At 77.3% G+C, this 25,072-nt stretch carries 29 protein-coding genes and 1 riboswitch; of the genes, 7 read left to right on the forward strand and 22 right to left on the reverse strand.

The annotated features are described in order from the left end of the window. Positions 1-2 precede the first annotated feature (2 nt). Together ACI8AX_RS19505 and acs are read right to left on the reverse strand one after the other, a co-directional pair. Positions 3-506, reverse strand: a complete 504-nt coding sequence (locus ACI8AX_RS19505) for a phage holin family protein (RefSeq protein ID WP_456551513.1) — start codon at positions 504-506, stop codon at positions 3-5. 168 nt (positions 507-674) lie between these two features. Then, complete coding sequence (gene acs, locus ACI8AX_RS19510) at positions 675-2,624, reverse strand: acetate--CoA ligase (RefSeq protein WP_456551514.1); 1,950 nt, start codon at positions 2,622-2,624, stop codon at positions 675-677. A 167-nt stretch (positions 2,625-2,791) separates the two neighbouring features. On the opposite strand from acs, the gene ACI8AX_RS19515 reads away from it, so the two are divergent. After that, on the forward strand, positions 2,792-3,505 hold the full coding sequence (locus ACI8AX_RS19515; RefSeq protein WP_456551515.1) for a (2Fe-2S)-binding protein: 714 nt from the start codon (positions 2,792-2,794) through the stop codon (positions 3,503-3,505). Between the two features lie 40 nt (positions 3,506-3,545). Here ACI8AX_RS19515 and hflX read toward each other — a convergent pair whose 3' ends face one another. The 3 genes from hflX to ACI8AX_RS19530 form a co-directional block, all read right to left on the reverse strand. Then, positions 3,546-4,694: a GTPase HflX gene (gene hflX / locus ACI8AX_RS19520; protein ID WP_456551516.1), complete on the reverse strand. Its 1,149-nt coding sequence runs from the start codon at positions 4,692-4,694 to the stop codon at positions 3,546-3,548. A gap of 157 nt (positions 4,695-4,851) precedes the next feature. Further along, positions 4,852-5,880 (reverse strand): S-adenosylmethionine:tRNA ribosyltransferase-isomerase, encoded by a 1,029-nt coding sequence (locus ACI8AX_RS19525; protein WP_456551517.1) that lies wholly within the window; start codon positions 5,878-5,880, stop codon positions 4,852-4,854. After that, positions 5,877-6,566: an SDR family NAD(P)-dependent oxidoreductase gene (locus ACI8AX_RS19530; protein WP_456551518.1), complete on the reverse strand. Its 690-nt coding sequence runs from the start codon at positions 6,564-6,566 to the stop codon at positions 5,877-5,879. Before ACI8AX_RS19530 ends, ACI8AX_RS19525 begins: the two co-directional genes overlap by 4 nt. A 59-nt stretch (positions 6,567-6,625) precedes the next feature. Here ACI8AX_RS19530 and soxR point away from each other — a divergent pair, with 59 nt between their 5' ends. Together soxR and ygiD are read left to right on the forward strand one after the other, a co-directional pair. Beyond that, positions 6,626-7,123: a redox-sensitive transcriptional activator SoxR gene (gene soxR / locus ACI8AX_RS19535; protein ID WP_456551540.1), complete on the forward strand. Its 498-nt coding sequence runs from the start codon at positions 6,626-6,628 to the stop codon at positions 7,121-7,123. Positions 7,124-7,155: 32 nt separating this feature from the next. Then, on the forward strand, positions 7,156-8,007 hold the full coding sequence (gene ygiD, locus ACI8AX_RS19540; RefSeq protein WP_456551519.1) for a 4,5-DOPA-extradiol-dioxygenase: 852 nt from the start codon (positions 7,156-7,158) through the stop codon (positions 8,005-8,007). Positions 8,008-8,011: 4 nt separating this feature from the next. Here ygiD and ACI8AX_RS19545 read toward each other — a convergent pair whose 3' ends face one another. From ACI8AX_RS19545 to ACI8AX_RS19620, 16 genes are all read right to left on the reverse strand, one after another. After that, entirely contained in the window at positions 8,012-8,308 is a 297-nt protein-coding gene (locus tag ACI8AX_RS19545) for a hypothetical protein (RefSeq protein ID WP_456551520.1), read from the reverse strand. An 80-nt stretch (positions 8,309-8,388) separates the two neighbouring features. Continuing rightward, the gene (locus ACI8AX_RS19550) at positions 8,389-8,667 is read right to left on the reverse strand and encodes a helix-turn-helix transcriptional regulator (protein WP_456551521.1); all 279 of its coding nucleotides are present in this window, start codon (positions 8,665-8,667) and stop codon (positions 8,389-8,391) included. Next, a complete protein-coding gene (locus ACI8AX_RS19555; protein WP_456551522.1) occupies positions 8,664-9,545 on the reverse strand; it encodes an ABC transporter permease in 882 nt (293 codons plus the stop codon). The genes ACI8AX_RS19550 and ACI8AX_RS19555 overlap by 4 nt, the downstream gene beginning before the upstream one ends. Next, a complete protein-coding gene (locus tag ACI8AX_RS19560; RefSeq protein ID WP_456551523.1) occupies positions 9,542-10,504 on the reverse strand; it encodes an ABC transporter ATP-binding protein in 963 nt (320 codons plus the stop codon). Before ACI8AX_RS19560 ends, ACI8AX_RS19555 begins: the two co-directional genes overlap by 4 nt. Before the next feature lie 62 nt (positions 10,505-10,566). Continuing rightward, positions 10,567-11,229: an NYN domain-containing protein gene (locus tag ACI8AX_RS19565; RefSeq protein ID WP_456551524.1), complete on the reverse strand. Its 663-nt coding sequence runs from the start codon at positions 11,227-11,229 to the stop codon at positions 10,567-10,569. A 122-nt stretch (positions 11,230-11,351) separates the two neighbouring features. Next, the gene (cobA, locus tag ACI8AX_RS19570; RefSeq protein ID WP_456551525.1) at positions 11,352-12,593 is read right to left on the reverse strand and encodes a uroporphyrinogen-III C-methyltransferase; all 1,242 of its coding nucleotides are present in this window, start codon (positions 12,591-12,593) and stop codon (positions 11,352-11,354) included. Further along, entirely contained in the window at positions 12,593-13,684 is a 1,092-nt protein-coding gene (gene cobT / locus ACI8AX_RS19575) for a nicotinate-nucleotide--dimethylbenzimidazole phosphoribosyltransferase (RefSeq protein ID WP_456551541.1), read from the reverse strand. Before cobT ends, cobA begins: the two co-directional genes overlap by 1 nt. After that, positions 13,681-14,766, reverse strand: a complete 1,086-nt coding sequence (gene cobC, locus ACI8AX_RS19580) for an Rv2231c family pyridoxal phosphate-dependent protein CobC (RefSeq protein WP_456551526.1) — start codon at positions 14,764-14,766, stop codon at positions 13,681-13,683. Before cobC ends, cobT begins: the two co-directional genes overlap by 4 nt. Beyond that, positions 14,763-15,143 (reverse strand): cobalamin biosynthesis protein, encoded by a 381-nt coding sequence (locus ACI8AX_RS19585; protein ID WP_456551527.1) that lies wholly within the window; start codon positions 15,141-15,143, stop codon positions 14,763-14,765. Before ACI8AX_RS19585 ends, cobC begins: the two co-directional genes overlap by 4 nt. Further along, on the reverse strand, positions 15,140-15,985 hold the full coding sequence (locus ACI8AX_RS19590; protein WP_456551528.1) for an energy-coupling factor ABC transporter ATP-binding protein: 846 nt from the start codon (positions 15,983-15,985) through the stop codon (positions 15,140-15,142). Before ACI8AX_RS19590 ends, ACI8AX_RS19585 begins: the two co-directional genes overlap by 4 nt. After that, positions 15,982-16,716 (reverse strand): cobalt ECF transporter T component CbiQ, encoded by a 735-nt coding sequence (cbiQ, locus tag ACI8AX_RS19595; protein WP_456551529.1) that lies wholly within the window; start codon positions 16,714-16,716, stop codon positions 15,982-15,984. Before cbiQ ends, ACI8AX_RS19590 begins: the two co-directional genes overlap by 4 nt. Further along, positions 16,713-17,033 (reverse strand): energy-coupling factor ABC transporter substrate-binding protein, encoded by a 321-nt coding sequence (locus ACI8AX_RS19600; protein ID WP_456551530.1) that lies wholly within the window; start codon positions 17,031-17,033, stop codon positions 16,713-16,715. Before ACI8AX_RS19600 ends, cbiQ begins: the two co-directional genes overlap by 4 nt. Next, complete coding sequence (locus ACI8AX_RS19605) at positions 17,030-17,725, reverse strand: energy-coupling factor ABC transporter permease (RefSeq protein WP_456551531.1); 696 nt, start codon at positions 17,723-17,725, stop codon at positions 17,030-17,032. Before ACI8AX_RS19605 ends, ACI8AX_RS19600 begins: the two co-directional genes overlap by 4 nt. Continuing rightward, the gene (locus tag ACI8AX_RS19610; RefSeq protein ID WP_456551532.1) at positions 17,712-19,109 is read right to left on the reverse strand and encodes a cobyrinate a,c-diamide synthase; all 1,398 of its coding nucleotides are present in this window, start codon (positions 19,107-19,109) and stop codon (positions 17,712-17,714) included. The genes ACI8AX_RS19605 and ACI8AX_RS19610 overlap by 14 nt, the downstream gene beginning before the upstream one ends. 106 nt (positions 19,110-19,215) lie before the next feature. Further along, entirely contained in the window at positions 19,216-19,830 is a 615-nt protein-coding gene (cobO, locus tag ACI8AX_RS19615; RefSeq protein WP_456551533.1) for a cob(I)yrinic acid a,c-diamide adenosyltransferase, read from the reverse strand. 1 nt (position 19,831) lies between these two features. Next, the gene (locus ACI8AX_RS19620) at positions 19,832-21,946 is read right to left on the reverse strand and encodes a putative cobaltochelatase (protein WP_456551534.1); all 2,115 of its coding nucleotides are present in this window, start codon (positions 21,944-21,946) and stop codon (positions 19,832-19,834) included. Positions 21,947-21,974: 28 nt separating this feature from the next. Continuing rightward, a riboswitch (cobalamin riboswitch) is annotated at positions 21,975-22,099 on the reverse strand. Between the two features lie 105 nt (positions 22,100-22,204). On the opposite strand from ACI8AX_RS19620, the gene ACI8AX_RS19625 reads away from it, so the two are divergent. The 4 genes from ACI8AX_RS19625 (at position 22,205) to ACI8AX_RS19640 (ending at position 24,447) form a co-directional block, all read left to right on the forward strand. Continuing rightward, positions 22,205-22,651, forward strand: a complete 447-nt coding sequence (locus ACI8AX_RS19625; RefSeq protein ID WP_456551535.1) for a hypothetical protein — start codon at positions 22,205-22,207, stop codon at positions 22,649-22,651. Further along, positions 22,648-22,953 carry a transcriptional regulator gene (locus ACI8AX_RS19630; protein ID WP_456551536.1) on the forward strand — a complete coding sequence of 102 codons (306 nt, stop codon included), beginning with the start codon at positions 22,648-22,650 and terminating at the stop codon, positions 22,951-22,953. The genes ACI8AX_RS19625 and ACI8AX_RS19630 overlap by 4 nt, the downstream gene beginning before the upstream one ends. A gap of 85 nt (positions 22,954-23,038) precedes the next feature. Then, on the forward strand, positions 23,039-24,094 hold the full coding sequence (locus ACI8AX_RS19635; RefSeq protein ID WP_456551537.1) for an AbrB family transcriptional regulator: 1,056 nt from the start codon (positions 23,039-23,041) through the stop codon (positions 24,092-24,094). Between the two features lie 62 nt (positions 24,095-24,156). Further along, positions 24,157-24,447, forward strand: coding sequence for a hypothetical protein (locus ACI8AX_RS19640; protein ID WP_456551538.1), 291 nt, complete (start codon positions 24,157-24,159; stop codon positions 24,445-24,447). A 57-nt stretch (positions 24,448-24,504) separates the two neighbouring features. Here the strand turns inward: ACI8AX_RS19640 and ACI8AX_RS19645 are convergent, their stop codons facing one another. Beyond that, positions 24,505-24,915, reverse strand: coding sequence for a type II toxin-antitoxin system PemK/MazF family toxin (locus ACI8AX_RS19645; protein ID WP_456551539.1), 411 nt, complete (start codon positions 24,913-24,915; stop codon positions 24,505-24,507). Positions 24,916-25,072: the final 157 nt, after the last annotated feature.

Here is a 25,072-nt window from a genome sequence, read left to right on the forward strand (position 1 = left end):
CGTCAGACCAGGTAGGTGTCGGGGTCGCGGCGCGTGACCTGCCCGCCGGGGGCGATCGTCGGCAGGTCGCGGCGGCGCTGGCCCGGGGCCTCCCGGTGCATCACGTCGGGCAGCTCCTTGAGCGACTCGAGCGTCCGCTCCGGCTTGTCGATCTTCTTCAGCATCCGGAGGCCGACGAACGCGGCCAACCCGGCCAGCAGCGCCAGGAACACGGTCACGATCAGGTAGGACAGCCAGCGCGGCAGCCCCTCGGCGATCGCCTCGGCGATGGCGACGAACAGGTAGATGCCGGCGAAGGCCAGCAGGACGCCGGCCACCGCGAACAGCGCGACGCCCACGCCGGCCTTCTTCGCCGACCGCCCGATCTCGGCCTTGGCCAGCTCGATCTCGCTGCGGATCAGCGTGGAGACGTCGGCCATCGCGCTCTGCACGAGGGTGCCGATCGAGGGCTCCTCGGCGCCGGCGGGCCGCCCTCCGGGCGGGGTCGTGGATGCGCTGTGGGCCACGAGTGGCTCCTCCTCGGTCGGGCGGCGGCCGGCCGGCCACCACGGTCTCTCTGCGTGATCGTGCCGGATCCCCCGGCTGCTCGCGCTCCGCGTCCCCCGAACGAGCCCGCGGCGGCCCCCGGCAGGGGCCGGCCGCGAGCTCGCGAGCGGTGGGGCAGGGGGCCTTCGTCAGTCCTCCGAGGACGACGCGGGGAGCTTCTCCTTGATGAGGTTCATGACCGAGGAGTCGGTCAGCGTGGTGACGTCACCCAGCTCCCGGTTCTCGGCCACGTCCCGCAGCAGGCGGCGCATGATCTTGCCCGAGCGGGTCTTGGGCAGCTCCTGGACGACCATGATCTGCCGCGGCTTGGCGATCGGGCCGATGTCGCGGGCGACGTGGTTGCGCAGCGTCTGCACCAGGTCCTCGCCGGAGTCCTCGGCGCCGCCGCGCAGGATCACGAAGGCGACGATGCCCTGGCCGGTCGTCGGGTCGCTGGCGCCCACGACCGCGGCCTCGGCCACCGTCGGGTGCGCCACCAGCGAGGACTCGACCTCGGTGGTGGAGATGCGGTGGCCGGAGACGTTCATGACGTCGTCGACCCGGCCCAGCAGCCAGATGTCGCCGTCGGCGTCCTTCTTGGCGCCGTCCCCGGCGAAGTAGACCTCCTTGCCGAAGCGCGACCAGTAGGTGTCGACGTAGCGGTCGTCGTCGCCCCAGATGGTGCGCAGCATCGACGGCCACGGGGCCGTGAGCACCAGCAGGCCGGTGGAGTCGTCGCCGAGCTCGTTGCCCTCGTCGTCGACGACCTTCGCGCTGATCCCGGGGAAGGGCGTCTGCGCCGAGCCGGGCTTCAGGTCGGTCACGCCGGGCAGCGGCGTGATCATGTGCGCGCCGGTCTCCGTCTGCCACCAGGTGTCGACGATCGGGCAGCGGCCGCCGCCGATGTGCTCGTGGTACCAGAGCCAGGCCTCGGGGTTGATCGGCTCGCCGACCGAGCCCAGCAGCCGCAGCGAGGTGAGGTCGAAGCCGGCGGGGATGTCCTCGCCCCACTTCATGAAGGTCCGGATGACCGTGGGCGCGGTGTAGAGGATCGAGACCCGGTACTTCTCGACGAGCTCGAACCAGCGGCCGCGGTGCGGGGTCTCCGGCGTCCCCTCGTACATCACGCTGGTGGCCCGGTTGGCCAGCGGCCCGTAGACGATGTAGCTGTGGCCGGTCACCCAGCCGACGTCGGCCGCCGTCCAGTAGACGTCGCTGTCGGGCTTCAGGTCGAAGGTCGCCCAGTGCGTGTAGGCGACCTGGGTGAGGTAGCCGCCGGAGGTGTGCAGGATGCCCTTCGGCTTCGCCGTCGTCCCCGACGTGTACATGATGTAGAGCGGGTGCTCGGCGTCGAACGCCTCGGGCGTGTGCTGGTCGGACTGCCGGTCGACGACGTCGTGCCACCACAGGTCGCGGCCCTCGGTCCACTCGACGTCCTGCTCGGTGCGGCGGACGACGAGCACGTTGCGCACGCCGGGGCTGCGGCCGACGGCGTCGTCGACCGCGGGCTTGAGCGCGCTGGGCGCGCCGCGGCGGTACCCGCCGTCGGCGGTGACGACGAGGACGGCGCCGGCGTCGTCGAGCCGGCTGGCCAGCGCGTCGGCGGAGAAGCCGCCGAAGACGACCATGTGGACGGCGCCGATCCGGGCGCAGGCCAGCATCGCGACGATCGTCTCCGGGATCATCGGCATGTAGATGGCCACCCGGTCGCCGGCCTCGACGCCCAGCTCGACCAGCGCGTTCGCCGCCTTGCAGACCTCGCGGGTGAGCTCGGCGTAGGTGATGGTCCGGGTGTCGCCGGGCTCGCCCTCCCAGTGGTAGGCGACCTGGTCGCCGTGGCCGGCCTCGACGTGCCGGTCCAGGCAGTTGTAGGCGACGTTCAGCTTCCCGCCGACGAACCACTTGGCGAAGGGCGGGTTGCTCCAGTCGAGCACCTCGTCCCACTCCTGCGCCCACGTCAGCCGGCGCGCCTGGGTGGCCCAGAACGCCAGCCGGTCGCGCTCGGCCTCGGCGTAGACGTCCGGCCCCACGTTGGCCTGCGCGGCCAGCTGCTCGGGCACCGGGAAGCGGCGGCCCTCCACCTCGGTCGACTCGGTCATCGATCCCTCCCAGAGAGGACCTCGCTGCCGCCCACACCTCGCACGCTCGGCGCGGGCCCCTGCAGCGAGGCCGGTTGACGGTGCTCCGGACCACACCGTATGGCTCCGGGCCGTGCGGCGTCTCCCCGCTGCAGCGGTGCTGCGACGGCGCCGGTCAGACTGGGCCCGTGACGGAGGGCGGGCAGGCGGCGGTGGCCGCCCGGGTGCCCGGCGCGGGCGCGCTCGGGCTGGTCGCCCCGCCGGTGGGCACCGTCGTCCCCGGGCCGCTGCTCGCCGACCCCGGGTGGACGGCGGAGCGGGTCGCCGAGCTCGGGCTGCGGTACCGCAGCGACGACCGGCGGGTCCTCGCCACCGTGTGGTGGTACTCGCTGTCCGCCGTCCTCGTGACACCGCCGCTGGCGGGGCTCGCCGCCGGCGTCCCGCTGTCGGCGCGGCTGCCCGACCTCTCGGTGACGCTGCTCGCCGGCGGCACCCCGGTGGCCGCCGTGTCGGCCGGACCGGGGGACGACGTCGCGGCCGACCTGCGGGAGACGCTGGGCGCGGTCGTCGGCGCGGTGGCGGAGGCCGGCGGCGTGCGGCCGGCGCCGCTGTGGGCGGTGGCCACCGACTCGATCGCCAACCGCCTGCTGGCGCTCGGGCGGGCGCTGGGCGACGTCGGCGCGGTCACCGCGCTGGCCGGTCCGCTGGCGGCGGCGGTCGGGGCGCCGCTGCCGCCGCCGCGCTACGTCGACGTCGGCCCGCGGTCGGTGCGCTTCACCCGCCGGGCGTCGTGCTGCCTGCTCTACCGGCTGCCGCACGAGGCCACCTGCACCTCCTGCCCGCGGCGGACGCCGTTCGAGCGTGCGGTGCTCCTCGAGGACGCCGCCGAGCGCATCGCGTAGGTGCGGAGGGGGTCCGTGGCGCCCACGGAGCTCCGCCGGGTCAGCCCAGCGCGGAGCCGATGGCCCGGCGCAGGTCGTCGATGCCCTCGCCGGTCACCGCAGAGACCGGGACGGCGTCCGGGTACGCCGCCCGCAGCGCCCGCAGCCACCCCTCGGGTGCGACGTCGACCTCGTTGAGGGCGAGCAGCTCCCGGTTGTCCCGCGCGCCGATCTCGTAGAGGACGCCGCGGACCGCGGTCACCTGCGCCATCGCGTCCGGGGCGCTCGCGTCGACGACGTGCAGCACCAGGTCGGCGTCGACGACCTCCTCGAGCGTGGAGCGGAACGCGTCGACCAGCTGGTGGGGCAGGTGTCGGACGAAGCCGACGGTGTCGGCGAGGGTGTAGGCGCGGCCGTCCGGGGTCCGGGCCTGCCGGACCGTCGGGTCGAGCGTGGCGAACAGGGCGTCCTGGACCAGCACGTCGGCCCCGGTCAGCCGGTTCAGCAGCGCCGACTTGCCGGCGTTGGTGTAGCCGGTCAGCGCCACCGAGGGCACCCGCTGCGCCCGGCGCCGGCCGCGGGTCCGTTCCCGGCGGCGGGCCGTCTCGGCGACCTGCCGGCGGAGCAGCGTCATCCGCCGGCGCAGGTGCCGGCGCTGGGTCTCCAGCCGCTGCTCACCGGGTCCGCGGACGCCCGCGCCCGCCCCACCGGCCACCCGCCCGCCGCCGACCCGGGACAGCTCGGTGCCGTGCCCACGCAGGCGCGGCAGCTGGTAGGCCAGCTGGGCCAGCTCCACCTGCGCCTTGCCCTCGCTGCTGCGCGCGTGCTGGGCGAAGATGTCGAGGATGAGCGCGGTGCGGTCGACGACCCGCGCGCCGAGGCGGTCCTCCAGCGTGCGGACCTGACCGGGGGAGAGGTCGCCGTCGGCGATCACCAGCGCGGCGTCCCTCTCCCGGACCAAGCCGGCCAGCTCGTCGACCTTGCCGCTGCCCAGGTAGGTGGCCGGGTCGGGGTGGTCGCGCACCTGCACCATCCGCCCGACGACGTCGACGCCGTCGGTCTCGGCCAGCCGGGCCAGCTCCTCGAGCGGATCGGTCGCCGGCCCGTCCGTGCTGCCGTCGCCGGTCCGGAGGCCGAGCAGGACAGCGCGCGCACCGTCGTCGCGCCCGTCGCCGTCGGTCCGCGCACCGGTGAGCCACGTGCCTGGCATGGGGACCTCCGAGCCGGTCGTGGGGGCCGGCGTGTCCGGCGCGCGCGAGGGGCCGTCCTGGCCCGCGCGCCGGTGCCTCCAGCCTGCCGGGCAGCCCGTGCCGCTGCCACCGGTGCGGAGTCGCTCGAGCGCGGTTCCTGCACTCGAGCGACTCCGCTCACGGCAGGAAGAGCATCGAGTCGCCGTACTCGTGCCAGAGGTAGCGCTCGGCGACGGCGGCCGCGTAGGCCTGCCCGACCAGCTCCGCGCCCGCCACCGCCTCGAGCAGCCGCAGGTGCGAGGCCTCCGGCGCGTGCAGCCCGGTGACCAGGCAGGTGACCGCCCGCGCCGGCCGGTCCGGGCCGAGCACGAGGTCGGTCCAGCCGGCGGCCGCGCGGACGACGCCGTCCTCGCCGGTCGCCGACTCCAGCGCCCGCGTCACGGTGGTGCCGACGGCGACCACCCGCCCGCCGGCCCGCCGGGTGGCCGTGACCAGCCGGGCGGTGACCTCCGGGACGGCGAAGCGCTCCGGAGCGGGCGGCTCGTGCAGCTCCGGGCTGGACACCCCGGCGTGCAGCACGACCGGCACCACCGGCACGCCGCGGGCCATCAGCCGCACCAGCAGCCGGTCGGTGAACGGCCGGCCGGCGCTGGCGTTCTCCGCGCTGCCGGGCTCGGTGGCGTAGACGTTCTGCGCGTCGGCCAGCCGCACCGGCGCGCGCAGGTAGCCGTAGGCCACCGGCCGTCCGTGTGCGGCCAGCACGGTCCGGGCCGGGACCGGCGGCTCGGGGCGGGCCCGCCACAGCCGGGAGCCGCGGCCGGGGTGCGGGTGGCCCGCCAGCAGGCGCAGCACGCCGCCGCCGGGCAGGTCCACGGTGCTGCCGGGCTCCACGCCCGGGTCGGGACCGTCGTTGCCGGGCCGGCGCAGCTCGACGACCCAGTCGCCGTCGTCCAGCGTGGTGGAGACGTGCAGCGGCGCCACGACCCCGTCGCGCCGCCGGACGTCGAGCCGGGCCGGCAGCGTCGCCGAGGTGTTGACCACCAGCAGGTCACCCGGTGCCAGCAGGTCGGGGAGGTCGCGGAAGACGTGGTGCGTGACGCCGCCGGGACGCACCGCCATCAGCCGGACGCCGTCGCGGGGCACGCCGCGCCGCTCGGGCGGGGCGGTCGCCTCGGCGCCGGGCGGCAGGGCGAAGCCGGCGGTCACCGGGCCACCGCCAGCAGGTCCGCCGCCCGGTGGCGCCCGCCGGGCAGGTCGTCGTCGACCAGCCGCAGCAGCGCCGGGACGACGGTCTCCGGCGCGGGCAGGCCGTCGTCGTCGGGCGCGGCGGCGCGGTGCATGTCGGTGGCCATGTCGCCGGGGTCGACCGCGTACACCCGCAGCGCCGGCTCCTCGACCGCCAGGACGGCGGTCAGCTGGTCGAGGGCGGCCTTGCTCGCGCCGTAGCCGCCCCAGCCCGGGTAGGCCTCGACCGCGGCGTCGCTGCTGACGTCGAGCACCCGGCCGCGGGCGGCGCGCAGCGCGGGCAGCACCGCCTGGACCAGGGCCACCGGTGCCACGGTGTTGACCTCGAGCACCCGCCGCAGGGCGTCGGCCGGCAGGTCGGCGAGGCGGGGGAGGGGGGTCGGGCCGAGGTCGCTGGCGTTGTTGACCAGCAGGTCGAGGCGGGCCCCGGCGGCGGCCGCGAGCGCGGCCCGGTGGCCGGGGTCGGTCACGTCCCCGGCGAGGGCGGTGACCCGGTCGGGGTGCGGCAGGGCGGCGACGGCGGCGGCGAGCCGGGCCGGGTCCCGGCCGTCGACGACGAGCCGCCAGCCCCGGTCGGCGAGGGCGGTGGCCAGCGCGCGGCCGAGGCCGCGGGAGGCGCCGGTGATCAAGGCGGTACGGGTGTCCATGGCGGGTACCGTCTTGCCTCAAGTCCACTCGAGGTCAAGAGGATGCCGGCGTGGAGCTCATGACGATCGGCGAGGTCGCGGCGCGGTCCGGGCTGGCGGTCTCGGCGCTGCGCTACTACGAGGCCGAGGGGCTGGTCAGCTGCGAGCGCACGCCGGGCGGCGCCCGCCGGTTCCCGCGCTCGGTGCTGCGCCGACTGGCGTTCATCCGCGCGGCGCAGAACGTGGGCCTGACCCTGCCGGAGATCCGCGCCGCGCTGGCCACCCTCCCGGAGGGACGGACGCCGACGGCGCGCGACTGGGCCCGGCTGTCGCAGGCCTGGCGGGCGCGGCTGGACGAGCAGATCGCCGCGCTGACCCAGCTGCGCGACGGGCTGACCGCCTGCATCGGCTGCGGGTGCCTGTCGATGTCGCGCTGCGCGCTGTCCAACCCCGGCGACGCCGCGGCGGCGTACGGCACCGGGGCGCGCTGGCTCTCCCCGGCGCTGCGCCGCGTGCCGCCGACGTCGAACACCGGCCGGGCCCGCGGGGAGGTGCGGGCGGCGGGCGGGGCGGGGTAGGACTGGGGGACGGACGCACGAGGGGAGGCGCCATGACCCTGATGCCCGCCGCGTTCATCGGGCACGGCAACCCGATGAACGCCCTGGAGCGCAACCGGTACACCGAGGCCTGGCGGACCTTCGGCCGCTCGGTGCCGCGGCCCCGGGCGGTGCTGGTGGTCTCCGCCCACTGGTACGTGCACGCCACCGCGGTGACCGCGATGCCGCGGCCGCGCACCATCCACGACTTCTTCGGCTTCCCGCCCGAGCTCTTCGACCTCGAGTACCCCGCGCCCGGCCTCCCGGAGCTGTACGAGCAGGTCGCCGACGTCGTCAAGCCCACCTGGGTGGGCGCCGACCTCGACAGCTGGGGCATCGACCACGGCGCCTGGTCGGTCCTGCGGCACGTCTTCCCCGACGCCGACGTGCCGGTCGTGCAGCTGTCGATCAACGCCCTCAAGAGCGCCGACTACCACCTGCAGCTCGGTGCCGACCTCGCGCCGCTCCGGGAGGACGGCGTGCTGGTGGTCGGCAGCGGCAACGTGGTGCACAACCTCGGCGGCGTGAGCCGGGCGATGCCCGACGCCGGCTTCGACTGGGCACGGCGCTTCGACGAGGCCGCGCGCGAGCTCATGCTCGGCGACCCGTCCGCGGTCGGCCGGCTCGACGGGCACCGCGACTTCGACCTCGCCGTCCCGACGCCCGACCACTTCCTGCCGCTGCTCTACGTCGCCGGCATGGCCGGCGCGACGGGGACCACGGCGGAGGTGCTCGTCGACGGCTACGCGTACGGCTCGCTGTCGATGACGTCGTACACCGTCGGCGCGAGCGTGCCCGCGACGGAGGGCAGCGGCTTCGCCGCCCCCCTGCCGGAGGACCCGCCGGCCGACGGCGCCAACATCTGAGGCGTCAGCGGGCGGTCGCGCCGTCCCGCGCCGCCTCGGTCGTCGCCGACCGGGGACGGGGGACCTCCGCCCTGGGGCGGCGGTGGCCGTTGCCGCCCGACGCCTCGCCGGGGTCCTTCGTCGACGGCACCGAGGCGCCGGCGGCGAGCCGGTAGGCCTCGGCGAGGTCCCGGAGGAGCTGGGCCTTCTCCGCGGGCCGCAGCGCGGCCTTCATGTTGTGCTGTGCCTGGTCCTCGATCGCGGCGAACAGCGCTTCCTGCGCTCGACGCTTGGCCTCGTTGCGCACGGACGTCTCCCTCATCCCGGGGACAGGAGTACCCACGCTGGCCCTGTTCGTGGTCCGGCGCAACGGGAGCGTGCGCGGCGGTCGTCCCCGGAGGGTCAGCCGGCGGCGGCCGGGGGGTCGGTGGACGGCTGCGCGGAGTCGCTGATCCGGGGGAACGGCCGGGTGGAGAAGACGACCTCCACGGGCAGCCCGAAGAACTCGGCGATCCGCAGCGCGAGGTGCAGGCTCGGGTTGTACTCGCCGCGCTCCAGGTAGCCGACGGTCTGGTAGTGCACCCCGAGCGCGTCGGCGAGGTCCCGCCGGCTGACCCCCTGCTCGGCCCGCAGCAGGGCGATCCGGTTGTAGACCGCGTCGCCGCCGCGGTCGGTGCTCACCGGACCCACTGCAGCGCCGCCTCCCGTGCCGACTGCACCTGCGAGCCGGACTGGCGCCGGGCCATCCGGCGCAGCACCCGCGGGGCCACCAGGAGCCCGAGGACGGCCCAGGCGGCGAGCACGGCCACCGTCGCGCCGGTCCGCCAGGTGCCGCCGAGCTCGGCGGCCGCCGCGGGATCGGGCAGGAAGGCCGAGCGCATGCCCAGGCCGATCCAGTAGGTGGGGAAGACCTGGGCCACCGCCTGCAGCCACCCCCACAGCGCCTGGACCGGGGCGAAGACGCCGGAGATCCCCGTGAGGACCAGGACCGGGAGCATCCCCCAGGTGCCCACCTTCTGGGTGCTCGGCACGACCGCGCCCAGCACCATGCCCCACGGCAGGGTGGCCGCCAGGCCGAGGACGACGACCCAGCCCAGCGTCAGCCAGCCGCCGGCCCCGCCGGACATCAGCCCGTCGAAGAGCAGGAACCCGGGCACGAGGATGGTCAGCAGCGACGGCACCAGCCCGAGGGAGTGGTAGACGAGCTGGCCGGTCACGTAGCCCTGCATCCCGTGCGGCAGGGCCTTGTGGCGCAGCAGCGTGCCGTCCTCGCGCTCCATCGCCAGCGCGTAGGCGGGGCCGATGACGACGCCGAAGGCCAGCAGCGCGCCGAGGATGCCCGGCAGGGCGACGGTGGGGTACAGCAGGGAGGTCCCCTCGACCTCGTCCTGGCGGTTGATCCACAGGTACACCAGCGTGCCGAGCGCGGTGACGAGGTAGAACGCCTGGTCCTGCGGGCTGCGCAGGCTCTGGACGAACTCCGTCCACCCGCGCCGGACCCCGAGCCGGACGGCGTGGGCGGTGCCGGGGGCCGGGCGGGTGCCGGTCGGCGCGCTCACCGTGCCGCTCCGGTCAGCTCGCGCCGGCCGCCCTCGGCCTGCTCGTGCCGGGCGACGAGGGCGATGTAGGTGTCCTCCAGGCTCGCCCGGTGCACCTCGAGGTCGGCGACGTCGTCCCCGTGCTGCTCGAACAGCCGGCGGACGAACGGGGTCGGCTCGGGTGTCGCGTGCACGAAGCGCTCGCCGCGGACGCTCCAGCGCACCTCGCTGGAACCGGCCACCTGCCGGGTGAGCTCCGCGGCGCTCCCGTCGGCGACGATCCGCCCCCCGGCGAGGATGAGGATGCGGTCGGCGAGCTTCTCGGCCTCGGCGAGGTCGTGCGTGGTCAGCAGGATCGTCGTCCCGTCGAGGTCGGCGAGCCGGTGCACCAGGTCGTGGAAGTCGCGGCGGGCCTGCGGGTCGAACCCGGCGGTCGGCTCGTCGAGGAAGAGCAGCTCGGGGCGGCCGATGATGCCCACGGCGACGTCCAGCCGGCGGCGCTGGCCGCCGGACAGGGTGAGGACCTTGCGGTCGGCGTGCTCGGTGAGGCCGACGACGGACAGCAGGTCGTCGACCGGCCACGGCCGCGGGCGCTGCGCGGTGGCGTAGGGCGCGTAGTAGCCGCCGAGCTGGGTGAGGAGCCGGCGCGGCGTCCACCGCGCGTGGTCCCGCCAGGACTGGAGGACGACGCCCACCCGCGCCCGCCAGGCCTCGTCCGCGTCCTCCGGGTCCTGCCCCAGCACGCGCACGTCCCCGGCCGAGCGGAGCCGGAAGCCCTCCAGCACCTCGATCGTGGTGGTCTTCCCGGCGCCGTTGGGGCCCAGCAGGCAGACCACCTCACCGGCCCGGACGTCGAAGTCGACGCCCGACAGGACCTCGTGGTCGCCGTAGGCCATCCGCAGGTCGCGGACCTCGACCACGGCGTCGGGGGACGGGGGAGCGGGCAGGGCCATGCGGACCTCCGCGGGTCGCCGGTGCATTGCCGTGATAGTAGGACTGCTACATCCGCAGCACCAGTGCTCCATACGACGGCGTGCGGACGTCAGCCCGCCCGCCGGTCGCGGACGAGGACGCGCAGTCCGTCGCGTCTCACCTCGAAGAGCCCGGTGGCCTCGACCAGGTCGCTGAGCCGGCGGTGGCCGTGCGCCCGTGGGTCGACGCCGCCGCGGTCGCGCAGGCGGGAGCCGACGGCACTCAGCGCGGCCCAGCCGTCGTCCCCGCGCGCGGCCTCGACGGCGGCGCGGACGTGAGCGGCCAGGCCCGCGTCGCTGCGCGTCGCCGGGACGACGGTGAACCGCGTGCAGGCGCGGGCGAAGGGGGTGGGGGTCTTGGCCTCGCCGAAGCCGTACACCGGGGCGCCGTCCCCCACGAGACGCAGCACGAGCGGGGTGAAGTCCGCGTCGCTGGAGACCAACGCGAAGGCGTCGACCGACCGTGCGTGGAGCAGGTCCATGGCGTCGACGACGACCGCCATGTCGACGGCGTTCTTGCCCGTGCTGTACGGGAACTGCTGCACCGGGCGGATGGCGTGGGGGTGCAGCGCCGCCGTCCACGGGCCCAGTGCCGGGTTCGTCCAGTCGCCGTAGGCGCGGCGGACGGTCGGCGAGCCGTGCCGCGCCACCTCGGCGAGGATCCCCTCGATCGCCCGCGCGGGCGCGTTCTCGGCATCGACGAGCAGGGCGATGCGGTGCTCGCGGCCGGTCACCGGGTGAGGGTCGGGCGCGGATCCGCACCGCGGCAACGGTGCCCCGGCCGGCCTGCCCCGCCCGTGCACGGCGCTCACGAGGACGGGGCACGCGGACCGGGGTTCGTCACGCCGCGTGAGCGTCAGGAGCCGAGCGCGACGACCTCGCCCACGACCCACACCGCCGGCGGCCGGATCTCCTCGTCCGCCAGCGTCTGCCCGAGGCCGGCCAGCGTGGTGCGCACGACCCGCTGGCCGGGTGTCGAGCCGTCGGCGACGACGGCGACCGGGGTGCCCGGGGCGCGGCCGTGCTCGACGAGCGCCGCGGCGATCCGCTCCGCGGTGTCCACGCCCATGAGGACGACGAGCGTGCCGCGCAGCCGCCCGAGCGCCGCCCAGTCGACCAGCGAGGCGGGGTGGCCCGGCGGCACGTGCCCGGAGACCACGACGAACTCGTGGGTCAGCCCGCGGTGGGTGACCGGGATGCCGGCCAGCGCCGGGACGCCGATGGCCGAGGTCACGCCCGGCACGACCTCCACGGGCACGCCGGCGGCGACGCAGGCCTCGACCTCCTCCATGCCGCGGCCGAACACGAACGGGTCGCCGCCCTTGAGCCGCACCACCCGCTTGCCGGCCAGCGCGCGCTCGACCAGCAGGTCGTTGATCTGCTCCTGCGCCATGTACCGGCCGCGGGGCAGCTTGGAGGCGTCGATGACCTCGACGTCGGGCGGCAGCGAGGCCAGCAGCGACTGCGGGGCCAGGTGGTCGGCGACGACGACGTCGGCCTGCGCGACCGCGTGCTGCCCGCGGACGGTGATCAGCTCCGGGTCGCCCGGGCCGCCGCCGACCAGCACCACGGTGCCGGCGGGCTGCGCGTCGGACGGGCGGCCGGCGGTGTCGCGGATGCTCCCGTCGGCCAGCCCGGCGAGGACGGCGTCCCGCACGCCCACGGCCCGCTGCGGGTCCCCGCCGCCGTGCACGCCGATCACCAGGTCGCCGTGCCGGCCGACGGCCGGGGTCCACACGCTGGACGCGGCCCGGTCGTCGGCGCGGGCGCAGAAGACGCGCAGGGACTCGGCCTCGGCGGCCACCGCCGCGTTGACCTCGCGGTCGTCGGTCGCCGCGACCGCGTACCAGGCGCCGGCCAGGTCTCCGGGCTCGTAGCGGCGGGGCAGCCAGGTCACCTGGCCCGGGGCGACCAGCGCCTCCAGCGCCGGGGTCACCTCCGGGCTGACGAGGACGACGTCGGCGCGGGCCTCCAGCAGCCCGGCCACGCGGCGGTGGGCCACCTGGCCGCCGCCGACGACGACGACGCGGCGGCCCAGCAGCCGCAGGCCGATCGGGTAGACGACCCCGGTGCGGGGGTCGACGGGGGTCTCGGGCATCAGCTCTTCTCCGTGACCCCGGCGGAGTCGAAGGTGGCCACGTCCCGCAGCGCCCGCGCGGCGGAGGTCACCAGCGGCAGCGACAGCAGCGCGCCGGTGCCCTCGCCCAGCCGCAGGTCGAGGCCGAGCAGCGGCCGCAGGCCCAGCGCCTCCAGCGCCAGGACGTGCCCCGGCTCGGCGGAGGTGTGCCCGGCCAGCGCGAACCCCAGCGCCGTCGGGCACAGGGCGGCCGCGACCAGCGCGGCGGAGCCGGCGATGACGCCGTCCAGCAGCACCGGCACGCGGGCCGCCGCGGCGCCGAGCACGAAGCCGGCGATCGCCGCGTGCTCCAGCCCGCCGACCTCGGCGAGCGCGGCCAGGGCCTCCTCCGGGGTGCCGGGGCGGCCGGGCAGCCGGCCGACCGCCCGCTCGACGACGGCGACCTTGCGGGCCAGGGTCAGGTCGTCGACGCCGGTGCCGCGGCCGGTCGCCGCGGCCGCCGGGGCACCGGTGAACGCGCAGACCAGCGCCGCCGACGCGGTGGTGTTGGCGATGCCCATGTCGCCGGTGACCAGGCAGGCGTGCTCGGCGGCCATCACGGTGGCCACGTGGATGCCGGTCTCGACGGCGGCGCGCGCCTCCTCGAGCGTCATGGCGGGGCCGACGGCGAGGTCGGCGGTGCCCGGGCGGACCTTGCGCGCGACCAGCCCGTCGGCGGGCTCCAGCGGCGCGGCAACCCCGACGTCCACCACGACGACGTCGGCGCCCAGCTGCGCGGCGAACGCGTTGACCACGGCCCCGCCGGCCAGGAAGTTGGCGACCATCTGCGCGGTCACCTCCTGCGGCCACGGGGTGACGCCCTGGGCGTGCACGCCGTGGTCGGCGGCGAAGACGGCGACCCCGGCCGGCTCCGGCAGCGGGGCGGGGCAGGCGCCGGCGATCCCGGCGAGCTGGGCGGCGACGTCCTCGAGCACCCCGAGCGAGCCCGGCGGCTTGGTCATGCGGTCCAGCCGCTCGCGGGCGGCGCGCTCGGCGGCGGCGTCACGCGGTGCGACGGCGGCGATCGTCTCGCCCAGCAGCGTGCCGGCGAACGGGGTCGGGTCGGTGCTCAGCGGATCTCCTCCGGGACGGGGGGTGCGGTCCGCGGCGTCGATGACGTGGACGCTGTCGAGGGCACGGCGTCAAGGATCGCAGCGAGGTCGGCGGCGAACGCACGGGAGGTCGCCGGATCGCGGACGGCGACCCGCAGGTGGTCGCCGTCCAGGCCGGGGAAGGTGTCGCCGCGGCGCACCGCCCAGCCGCGCGCCCGCAGCTGCGCGCGCACCCGCGGGCCGTCGGGCACGCGCAGCAGCACGAACGACGAGCGGGGCGTGGCGACCACCTCGGCGCCGGCCGGGAGGGCGGCCAGCAGCCCGGCCCGGTGCGCGGTCAGCTCCACCGCGGCCGCGCGGGCCTCGGCGCGGGCGGCGGGCGTGCTGCAGGCGGCCAGCGCGGCCAGGGCGGGGGTGGACACCGGCCAGTGCGGCTGCGCGGCGGCGAGCGCGGTGACCAGGCCGGCCGCGCCCAGCGCGTAGCCGACCCGCAGGCCGGCCAGCCCCCAGGTCTTGGTGAGGCTGCGGACGACGAGCAGCCCGGGCAGGTCGCGGCGGCCGGCCAGCGACTCCGGCTCGCCCGGCACGGTGTCGGCGAACGCCTCGTCGACCAGCAGCACCCGGCCGGGGCGGGCCAGGGCGGCGACGTCCGCTGCCGGGTGCAGCACCGACGTCGGGTTGGTCGGGTTGCCCAGCACCACGAGGTCGGCGTCGGCGGGGACGGCGGCCGGGTCGAGCCGGTACGCCGGGGCGTCGAGGACCAGCCGCTCGACCGGGTGCCCGGCGGCCCGCAGCGCCGCCTCGGGCTCGGTGAACGAGGGGTGAACGACGACCACCCGCCGCGGCGCGAGCGCCCGCGCGACCAGCACGAACACCTCCGCGGCGCCCGCGGCCAGCAGCACCTCCTCCGGCGGCCGGCCGTGCGCGGCGGCCACCGCGGCGCGGGCCGGCCCGGCGTCGGGGTAGGCGGCGGCGTCGTCGAGCGCCCGGTGCAGCACGTCGCGCAGCCACGCCGGCGGGGTGCCGGCGCGGACGTTGACCGCCAGGTCGGTCAGCCCCGGCGCGAGCTCGGCGTCCCCGTGGTGGTCCAGGTCGTACGTCACGGAGCCACCGCCACCGCCACCGTGACCCGGCCGGACACCGTGCGGCCGACCAGCAGCCGGCCGCCCCCGAGCAGCGCCGCCGCCTCGGCCACCGACGGCGTCCCGACCGCCGCGGCGACCCGGGCGGAGACGGTCTCGACCGGCACGCGGGCGAGCTCCTCGGCCGGGTGGCCGGTCAGCGGCCAGCCGCGGGCGGCCGCGGCGGCGGCGATCCCCGGCTCGGCCGCCCGGGCGTCGAGGGTGGCCAGCCGGACGTCGCCGGCGTCCGGCGGCAGCACCGCGTCGACGGCGGCCAGCACCTCTTCGGCGGTGACGCCCGGCCGGGCGCCGATGCCGACCCTGCAGGGCCCTCCGCGTGGCCTCGCGTGCCCGGTCACGTGACCACCCCGGGCCGGTCGGGCAGCGCGGCCAGCAGCTCGGCGGCGTCGCGGGGGAGGGCGCCGCCGGGCAGCAGGCCCAGCTCGCGCAGCCGCGCGCCGACGGTCAGCGCCCAAGGGCGGTCGAGCCGGGCGCGGGCCAGCAGGTCGTCGTCGCCCAGCACCGTCGCCGGGTCGCCCTGCACCACCCGCCGGTCGACGACCACGGCGACCTCGTCGGCCCAGCGCAGCGCGAGGTCGACGTCGTGGGTGCTCATGACGACCGTCGTCCCGGTGGCCTGCAGCCGGGCCAGCGCCGCCAGGGCCTCGGCGACCGCGGAGGGGTCCAGGCCGGCGGTGGGCTCGTCGAGCAGCAGCACGCACGGCCGCATCGCGACCGCGCCCGCGATGGCCACCCGCTTCCGCTCGCCGTAGGAGAGCTGGTGGGTCGGGCGGGCGGCGAGCCCGTCGACGGCGAGCAGCGCCAGCGCCTCGGCGACCCGCTCGCGCACCGCGTCCTCGGCCAGCCCGAGGTTGAGCGGGCCGAAGGAGACGTCCTGGGCGACCGAGGCGCTGAACAGCTGGTCGTCGGGGTCCTGCAGGACCAGCTGCACCTCCTGCCGGTGCTCGCGCAGCCCGCGGCGGGTGTGCCTCAGCTCGTGGCCGTCCACGGAGACGGTGCCGGCGGTGGGCTCGAGCGCGCCGGACAGGCAGCGCAGCAGCGTCGTCTTCCCCGAGCCGTTGGCGCCCAGCAGCGCCAGCCGGCGGCCGGCGGGCACGGTCAGGGAGGCGCCGTCGAGCACCCGGCGGCCGCGCTCGTACCCGACGACCAGCCCGTCGGCGGCCAGGGACCGGTGGCTCATGCCACCGCCAGAGACGCCGCGGCGATGCCGGCCAGGCCGAGCACCGAGCAGGCGAGGAACGCCCGCGACGAGGGGAGCACCTCGGGCAGCACCCGCAGCCCCGTCTCCAGGCCGCGGCCGGCCAGGCCGTCCTGCATGCGGCGGGCGCGGTCCCAGGAGCGGGTGAGCACGGCGGCGGCGAGCAGCCCCGACGAGCGCCAGGACCGCCGCCACGTCGAGTAGCCCATCCGGGCGGTCTGCGCCTCGCGGATGGTGCCCAGGCTCTCCAGCAGCACGAACAGCAGCCGGTAGGTCACCGACGCGACCTCGACCACGGCGGCCGGCACGCGCAGCCGGCGCAGCGCGGGCAGCAGGTCGGCCATCGGGGTGGTGGTGGCCAGCAGCAGCACCGCGGCGCCGCCGGCCAGCGCGTGCCCGACCAGGGAGCCGGCGCGGGCGGCGGCGTCGGGTGCCCAGCCCAGGCCGCCGTCCAGGGACACCACGGTGGTCAGCGCGCCGACCGCGACGAAGGCCAGCGGCCAGCGCACCGCGCGGCCGAAGGTGCGTGCCGGCACCCGGGCCGGGCCCAGCGCCAGGACGACGGCGACCGCGGCCACCAGCACGCTGCCCGGCCAGGCCGGCAGGACCAGCGCGCAGACCACCAGCCCGACGCAGAGCAGCAGCTTGTCGCCGGGGGAGCGGCGCCGCCACGCGCTGGCCCAGGCGGCGTCGTCGACGGCCAGCCCGGTCATGGGGTGTCGGCCGGCTCCACGGTCGGCGGTGCGGTCCGCTCGGCCGCCCGGCGGCCGCGCAGCCGGCCCACCACGTAGCCGAGGACGGCGCCGCCGAGGCCGGCCTGGAGCGCGAACAGCCCGGACTCGACCTCCGACGACGAGGGCGCGAACAGCGAGTCGAACCACGGCGTGTAGCCGGTGTCCTCGACGACCTCGGTCGCCTGGCTGTCGGCGCCGGCGTAGTCGGAGCTGCCGCCGTCGAGCAGCAGCGGGACGGCGAACAGCGCCACGACGCCCAGGACCAGCGCGACGGTGACCAGCGTGCGGCGGCTCATCGGACCTCCTCCCGCGCCTGCTCCGCGCCCTCGGGACGCAGCAGGCCCAGCCGCTCCAGCTCAGGGCGGGCGTTCGTGGTGAGCACCCGGAACAGCAGCACGCCCAGCAGCCCCTCGCCGATGGCCAGCGGGACCTGGGTGAGCGCGAAGACGCCGAGGAACTTGGCCACCGACCCCACGAGGCCGCTGCCGGCGTCGGGGTGGGCCAGCGCCAGCTGCAGCGCGGTGGTGACGTAGGTGGACAGGTCGGCGACCACCATCGCGACGAACACACCGGGCAGCAGCCCGCCGCCCAGCGAGCGGGTCAGCCGGTAGGCGGCGTAGCCGGCCCACGGCCCGACCACCGCCATGGAGAAGGCGTTGGCGCCCAGGGTGGTCAGCCCGCCGTGGGCCAGCAGCAGCGCCTGGAACAGCAGCACCACCGTGCCCAGCAGCGCCATCACCGGTGGGCGGAACAGCACCGCCCCGGCGCCGGTGCCGGTCGGGTGGCTGGAGCTGCCGGTGACCGAGGGCAGCTTGATCGCGCTCAGCACGAACGTGAACGCGCCGGCCGCGCCGAGCAGCAGCGTGTTCTCCGGGCGCTCGCGCACCTCCTTGACCACGGCCCGGGCGCCGTGGACGACGAACGGGGCGGCGGCCACGGTCCAGCCCACCGCGTGCAGCGGCGGCAGGAACCCCTCAGCGATGTGCATGGTGCTCCGTCCGGTCGGCGCGGGCGGCCGCGCAGGAGGCGACGAACCGGGCGGCGAGCTGGGGGCTGCCGGCCCAGTGCAGGTGCAGGTAGGAGGCGTGCACGGAGCCCGCCGTGAACCCCTCGGCGGTCGCGCCGGTGGGGCCCGACCACTGCCAGGCGGGGGTCGCGCCGGCGCCGGGCGTCGCCGTCGTCCGGTGGAACTCGTGGCCGCGCACCCGGGTGCCGGCGGCGGCCAGCACCGAGTCGGCCGGGGCGACGGCCGCCCGGTAGCCCAGGGCCAGCCGCGGCGACATCGACGTCGCGACGTCCAGGACGCCGCACATCGGGTGCCCGTCCAGCTCCCGGGCCAGGTACAGCAGGCCGGCGCACTCGGCCGCGACGGGGCCGCCGCGGGCGGCGAGCGCGGCGACGTCGGCGCGCAGGGAGGCGTTGGCCGACAGCTCCGCGGCGTAGACCTCGGGGAAGCCGCCGCCGACCACGAGGCCGGCGGTGCCCTCGGGCAGCGCCTGGTCCCGGAGCGGGTCGACGGTCACCACCTCGGCGCCGGCCGCGGCCAGCAGCTCGGCGTTCTCGGCGTAGCCGAAGGTGAAGGCCGGGCCGCCGGCCACCGCGATGCGCGGCCGGCCCGGCACGGGGTCGACCTCGGCGGCCGGGTCCCAGGGCGCGGCGTCCAGGTCCGGGGTCGCGCGGGCGAGCGCCAGGACGGCGTCCAGGTCCACCCCGGCCGCCACGACCTCCCCGAGCCGGCGGACGGTGTCCAGCGCCTCGGCCGCCCGCTCGGCGGCGGGCACGAGCCCGAGGTGCCGGGACGGCGTGCCGACGGCGTCGGTGCGCGGTACCGCGCCGAGCACCGGCACGCCCGCGGCGTCGAGGGCCTCGCGCAGGATCGCCTCGTGCCGCGGGCTGCCCACCCGGTTGAGCACGACGCCGCCCAGCCGCACGGTGGGGTCGAAGGTGGCGAAGCCGTGCACCAGCGCCGCCACGCTCTGCGCCTGCGCGCTCGCGTCGACCACGAGGACGACCGGCGCCCGCAGCAGCCGGGCCACGTGCGCGGTCGAGCCGAAGCCCGCGGGCACGTGCGGGTGGCTCGCGCCGTCGAACAGCCCCATCACGCCCTCGACGACGGCGACGTCGGCCCCGCGCGAGCCGTGCAGGAACAGCGGCGCGATCCGCTCCTCGCCGGCCAGCCAGGGGTCGAGGTTGCGGCCGGGGCGCCCGGCGGCCAGGCCGGCGTAGCCCGGGTCGATGTAGTCGGGGCCGACCTTGTGCGGGCTCACCACCAGCCCGCGCGCGGTGAGCGCGGCGACCAGGCCGGTGGTGACCGAGGTCTTGCCCGCGCCGCTGGTGGGTGCGGCGACCACGACCCGCGGCGTGCTCACCACGCCGCCGTCCCCGCGATCACGGGCGTGTTGCCGTCGACACGCGCGGACCCGCCGCCGCGAGCGGCCAGATGCCCATGATCACGGCCGGGCGCGCCGGGGACCCCGCTCACCACTCGATCCCCCGCTGGCCCTTCTGGCCGGCGTCCATCGGGTGCTTGACCTTGGTCATCTGCACGACCAGGTCGGCTGCCTCGACCAGGGCGGGGTGCGCGTCCCGCCCGGTGACCACCACGTGCTGGGTGCCGGGGCGGTCGGTCAGCGTCGCGACCACGTCGTCGACGTCCACCCAGCCCCACTTCATCGGGTAGGTGAACTCGTCGAGCACGTAGAACCGGTGGGCCTCGGCGGCCAGGTCGCGCTTGATCTGCGCCCAGCCCTCGGCGGCGTCGGCGGCGTGGTCGACCTCGGTGCCCTGGCGGCGCGACCAGCTCCAGCCGCTGCCCATCTTGTGCCAGACGACCGGGCCGCCCTCGCCGGTCTGCTCGTGCAGCCGGCCCAGCGCCGTGAGCGCGTTCTCCTCGCCGACCCGCCACTTCGCGCTCTTGACGAACTGGTAGACCGCGACCGACCAGCCCTGGTTCCACGCCCGCATGGCCATGCCGAACGCGGCGGTGGACTTGCCCTTCATCTCGCCGGTGTGCACGACCAGCAGCGGCCGGTTGCGGCGCTGCCTCGTCGTCAGCCCGTCCTGCGGGACCACCTCGACCTTGCCCTGGGGCACCTCAGGCCGCCTCTCGCACCGCGCGGACGGTGCCGGCCAGGGTCTCGGCGGCCAGCTCCTCCAGCCGCAGGGTCTGCGCGCCCAGGTGGACGCCGAGCTGCGCCGCCAGCCCGAGCCGCACCGGCCCGGACTCGCAGTCGACGACCACGCTCGCCGTCCCCGCCGCGGCCAGCAGCCCGGCCGCGCGGTGGGCCTGCCCGACGGCGTCGGTGCCCCGCGCCCCGGTGGCCCGCCCGTCGGTGACGACGACGAGCAGCGGACGGCGCTGCGGCTCCCGCACCCGCTCGACCCGCAGCACCTCGTGCGCCCGCAGCAGCCCGGCGGCCAGCGGCGTGCGCCCGCCGGTGGGCAGGTCCCGCAGCCGGGCGGCGGCGGCCTCGACCGACCAGGTGGGCGGCAGGGCGAGCTCGGCGTCCCCGCCGCGGAAGGTGACCAGCCCGACCTTGTCCCGCCGCTGGTAGGCGTCGAGCAGGAGGGAGAGGACGGCGCCCTTGACCGCGCCCATCCGCTGCCGCGACCCCATCGAGCCGCTGGCGTCGACGACGAAGAGCACGAGGTTGCCCTCGCGGCCCTCGAGGGTGGCCTGGCGCAGGTCCTCGCGGGCCAGCCGCAGCCCGGGGCCGCTGCGACCGCGGGCGGTCTGGTGCGGAGCGGCGGCGAGCACGGTGTCGACCAGGTGCAGGCGGCTGACCGTGCCGGCGGGCCGGGTGGAGCCGACGACGCGGCCGCGCTCGGACCGCGCCCGCGACCGGCGGCCGGCCGCGCCCGCGCCGATGCCCGGCACCTCCAGCCGGCGGGTGCGGAACGGGTCGGCCGGCGCGACGGCGGCCCGCTCGGGAGCCGGCGCGGGAGCGGAGTCGCTCGACGACGGTTCCTGCGCTCCAGCGACTCCGTTCCCGCTGTCGTCGCCGCCGGGGGGTGGAGCGCCCCCGCCGCCGTCCGCGCCGGGACCGGCGCCGCCGGGTGGGGGGGTCCCCCCGCCGTCGCCGTCGGGGCCGCCGCCGTCGTCCGGGGCCGGTCCGTCGGGCTCGGGGCCGCCGTCCGGGTCGGGCTCGGGGTCGTCGGGGCGGGCGTCGGAGAGCGCCTGCTCCAGCGTCTCCTCGTCCAGGCCGGGGGCGTCGAAGGGGTTGCGGCGGCGCCGGTGCGGGAGGGCGAGGCGGGCGGCGACGCGGACGTCGTCCTCGGTGACGGCGTCCCGGCCGCTCCACGCGGCGTGCGCGATCGCGGCGCGGGCGGTGACCAGGTCGGCGCGCAGCCCGTCGACGTCGAAGGCGGCGCAGACCGCGGTCACCTGGCGCAGCGCGTCGTCGCCGAGGACGACGTGCGGCAGCCGGGCGCGGGCCTCGGCGATCCGCGTCGCGAGCCCCGCCTCGTCGGCGGCCCAGGCGGCGGCGAAGCCGGCCGGGTCGGCGTCGGCGGCGAACCGCCGGCGGACCACCTCGGCCCGCTCGGCCGGGTCGCGCGGCGCGGCGACCTCGACGGTCAGCCCGAACCGGTCGAGCAGCTGCGGGCGGAGCTCGCCCTCCTCGGGGTTCATCGTGCCGACCAGCAGGAACCGGGCCGCGTGCCGCACCGACACGCCCTCGCGCTCGACGTAGGCGGTGCCCATCGCGGCGGCGTCGAGCAGCAGGTCCACGAGGTGGTCGTGCAGCAGGTTGACCTCGTCGACGTAGAGCACGCCGCGGTGGGCGGCGGCGAGCAGCCCCGGCTCGAAGGCCTTCACGCCCTCGGTGAGCGCCCGCTCGAGGTCCAGCGAGCCGACCACGCGGTCCTCGGAGGCGCCGACCGGCAGCTCGACCAGCCGCGCCGGGCGCGTCGTCGCGGGCGCGCCGGGGTCGTGCGGGCCGTCGGGGCAGCCCGGGTCGGGGGCGGCGGGGTCGCAGGCGAACCGGCAGCCGGCGACGACGGCGACCGGCGGCAGCACCGCGGTCAGCGCGCGCACCGCCGTCGACTTCGCCGTCCCCTTCTCGCCGCGCACGAGCACCCCGCCGACGGCGGGGGAGACGGCGTTGAGCAGCAGCGCCAGCCGCATGTCGGCCATGCCGACGACGGCGCTGAACGGGAAGGTCATGACGCGGGTGCCCGCATCGCACTCGTCCTCTCCCCGGGTGTCCACGCCCGGAGGTGGCAGGGACGACGGCGGGAGTCTCCTGGCTCCCGGATCAGCGCCCGGCCCCGGCCTTCCCGCCCCGGAGGGCAGTGGCACACGAGGGGGTCGGACTCCCCGGTCACAGTGGCGGGACCGCGCCGGAGTCGCACCGGGCTTCCTCCACTGCCGTCGCTGTGGCGCGGCCATCACACCACGGGGGCACGCCGCGCCGACAGTCAGGCCGTCACTTGACGAAGTGGAAAGTGACTGTGCACTCTTTCCGACATGGAAAGCAACGAGATCGACCGGGACACCGCCGCCGCCCAGCTGGCCGCCCTCCGGGCCGACCGGGCGGCGCTCGCCGACCGGGTGGCCGCGCCGTGGTGGTACGACGTGACGCTCGGGCTGCTGCTGTTCGGCTTCCTGGCGTCCTACGCGTTCGACTCGCTGTGGGTGACGTTCCCGGCGCTGGTCGTCTTCGCGGCCGGGCTCGGTGCCCTCGTGGCGGCCTACAAGCGCACCACCGGCATCTGGGTCAACGTCACCGCGCCCGTGATGGCCGTGTGGACCGGCCTCGTCCTGCTGGTCCTGGTGCCGGCGTTCGTGCTCGCCGAGGGGTTCGACCAGCACTGGGCGATGGTCGTCGCGGGCGCCGTGCTGGGGGTCGCCGTGGTGGTGTTCGGCCGCTACTGGAGCCGCCGGTTCGTCGCCGAACTGCGGACGTCGCTGTGACGGGCGCGCACGCGGGCACGGCGCCCCGGTTCGACGCGGTCATCCACCCGCCGCCGCGGCTGCAGATCTGCGGGCTCCTCGCGGCGGTCGACACGATGGAGTTCGCCGCGGTCCGCGACGCCGTCGGGGTCAGCGACTCGGTGCTGTCCAAGCACGTCCGGCAGCTCGAGGAGGCCGGCTACGTCCGGGTGTCCAAGGCGACCATCGCCTCCCGGCAGCGCACCAGCCTGTCGCTCACCAAGGACGGCCGGCGCGCCTTCGACGCCCACGTGGCCGAGCTGCGCCGCATCACCGGGGTGTGAAGGAGGACCCCGCCGCCCCCCACCGCGCGCGAGCTCGCGGCGGGCCCCTGCGGCGGGGCCGGCGGTGCCCGGCAGAGTGGTCGTGGTGAGTGGCGGGCGGCGGTGGGGGGACGTCCTCCTCGTCGTCGCCGCCGCGGTGGCCGCCGCCGTCGTCCTCGGGCTGCTGGGGCTGCCCTCGGCGGCGCTCTTCGGTGGCCTGCTGGCGGGGCTGGCGCGGGGTCTGGCCGGCCGGCGGCGGCTGGTCCTCCCGCGGCCGGCGGTCATGGCCGCGCAGGCCACCCTCGGCGTCTCGATCGGCTCGCTGGTCGACCTGGACACCCTCGCTGCGCTCGGCCAGGACTGGCTGCCGGTCCTGCTCGTGGTGCTCGGGACGCTGACGCTGAGCCTGGTCGCCGGCCTGCTGCTGCGCCTGCAGCCCGGGATCAGCCCGGTGACCGGAGCCTTCGCCATGATCGCCGGCGGCGCCTCGGGCATCACCGCGATGGCCCGCGACCTCGGCGCCGACGACCGGATGGTCGCCGTCCTGCAGTACCTGCGGGTGCTCCTGATCGTCCTGCTCATGCCGGTGGTGGCGACGGCGGTCTACGGCGCCTCGTCCGGGCCGGGTGACCCGGCGGCCGACGGCGGCGGCCCGGGCTGGCCGCTCGGGCTGCTGTTCACCGCCGGCTGCGCGCTCGCCGGGGTGCTGCTGGCCCGGCTGCTGCACGTGCCGGTGCCCGCGCTGCTCGGCCCGCTGCTGGTGGCCGCGGCGCTCGACCTGTCGGGCCTCTCCGGCGGGGCGGAGGTGCCGGCGCTGCTGGGCTCGGCCGCCTTCGTGGCGATCGGCCTCAACGTCGGCGTCAGCTTCGACCGGGCCAGCCTGCGCACCATCGGCCGGGCGCTGCCGCTGGCGCTGGCCGTCATCGCCGGCGTGGTCGTGGCCAGCGCGGGGCTCGGTGCGGTGCTGGCCGCGGTCACCGGCGCCAGCCCGCTCGACGCCTACCTCGCCACCACGCCCGGCGGGCTGTACGCCGTCCTGGCGACGGCGACCGAGGGCGGCGCGGACGCGACGTTCGTGCTGGCCGTCCAGGTGCTGCGGCTGTTCGTGATGCTCGGCACGGCGCCGCTGGTCGCCCGCTGGCTGCGCCGGCGACCCGTGTGAGCCCGCGACCCGATCGTGTGGACGGCGGTCCGGTGTCGCTCCTGGCGCCTACCCTCGACCGGGTGTCCGACGAGCGGAGGGGGAGCGAGCTGTCCGAGCAGGTGGAGGCCGACGACACCGTGCTGCTGTTCGTCGGCGGCCCGCTGGACGGTCGCGTCGAGGTGCGCCCGGCGCGGCACGGCGACCCGCTGCCCACGGTGACCCACGTGCACCTGCACGACGGGCCCAAGGTCGTCAGCCGCTACGACCTGCAGGAGCTGCCCGGCGCGGCCGGCGTCTACCACCTGCGCCCGCCGGCCCGCCCCCGCACCCGGGACGACGCCACGCGCAGCCGCGAGGACTCCGCCGGCTGACGGCGAGCGGGCCGGCCGGCGGCAGGCCCGGCGTCCCCCCGGCCGACGCCGGACGGTTCACCAGCCCTGCGTGCGGCGGGCGGCGGCGACGACCTCCTCGAAGAGCGCACGGCCCAGCGCGGCGCCCTCGCGGCGGACGTCGGCCGGCTCGAGCAGCAGCAGGCGGTCCAGCCGCACCTCGCTGGGCCGGCCGCGGCTGTCCCAGCCCCCGGTGCCGACGTCCATCCACACCCGGCCGTGGCGGGCCTCGTCGGCGGCGTCGCGGTCGTGGTCCTTGCTGGTCAGCATGAGCCCGAGCAGCGACCGGCCGCGGCGGCCGAGGACCAGCACCGGGCGGTCCTTGCCCCGGCCGTCGCCCTCGTCGTAGGGCACCCAGGCCCACACCACCTCGCCGGGGTCCGGCCGGCCGTCGTCGCGCGGGCGGTAGTCGAGGTCGACGTCCCCCGGGTCGCCGGTCAGGTCGCGCACCCGCCCGGCGGCGACGCCGCCGGCGGGAGCGGGGCGGGGGGGGGGGGGGGGGGGGGGGGGGGGGGGGGGGGGGGGGGGGGGGGGGGGGGGGGGGGGGGGGGGGGGGGGGGGGGGGGGGGGGGGGGGGGGGGGGGGGGGGGGGGGGGGGGGGGGGGGG

The sequence above is a fragment of the Blastococcus sp. SYSU D00813 genome, assembly GCF_054050735.1.

Coding starts and splice junctions, on each gene's coding strand:
- soxR (WP_456551540.1), top strand. CDS start 6,626: ATGACGATCGGCGAGGTCGCGGCGCGGTCCGGGCTGGCGGTCTCGGCG.
- ACI8AX_RS19530 (WP_456551518.1), bottom strand. CDS start 6,566: ATGGACACCCGTACCGCCTTGATCACCGGCGCCTCCCGCGGCCTCGGC.
- hflX (WP_456551516.1), bottom strand. CDS start 4,694: ATGCCAGGCACGTGGCTCACCGGTGCGCGGACCGACGGCGACGGGCGC.
- ACI8AX_RS19600 (WP_456551530.1), bottom strand. CDS start 17,033: ATGAGCCGCCGCACGCTGGTCACCGTCGCGCTGGTCCTGGGCGTCGTG.
- ACI8AX_RS19625 (WP_456551535.1), top strand. CDS start 22,205: ATGGAAAGCAACGAGATCGACCGGGACACCGCCGCCGCCCAGCTGGCC.
- ACI8AX_RS19560 (WP_456551523.1), bottom strand. CDS start 10,504: ATGCACCGGCGACCCGCGGAGGTCCGCATGGCCCTGCCCGCTCCCCCG.
- acs (WP_456551514.1), bottom strand. CDS start 2,624: ATGACCGAGTCGACCGAGGTGGAGGGCCGCCGCTTCCCGGTGCCCGAG.
- cbiQ (WP_456551529.1), bottom strand. CDS start 16,716: ATGACCGGGCTGGCCGTCGACGACGCCGCCTGGGCCAGCGCGTGGCGG.
- ygiD (WP_456551519.1), top strand. CDS start 7,156: ATGACCCTGATGCCCGCCGCGTTCATCGGGCACGGCAACCCGATGAAC.
- ACI8AX_RS19545 (WP_456551520.1), bottom strand. CDS start 8,308: ATGAGGGAGACGTCCGTGCGCAACGAGGCCAAGCGTCGAGCGCAGGAA.
- ACI8AX_RS19590 (WP_456551528.1), bottom strand. CDS start 15,985: ATGAGCCACCGGTCCCTGGCCGCCGACGGGCTGGTCGTCGGGTACGAG.
- ACI8AX_RS19605 (WP_456551531.1), bottom strand. CDS start 17,725: ATGCACATCGCTGAGGGGTTCCTGCCGCCGCTGCACGCGGTGGGCTGG.
- cobA (WP_456551525.1), bottom strand. CDS start 12,593: ATGCCCGAGACCCCCGTCGACCCCCGCACCGGGGTCGTCTACCCGATC.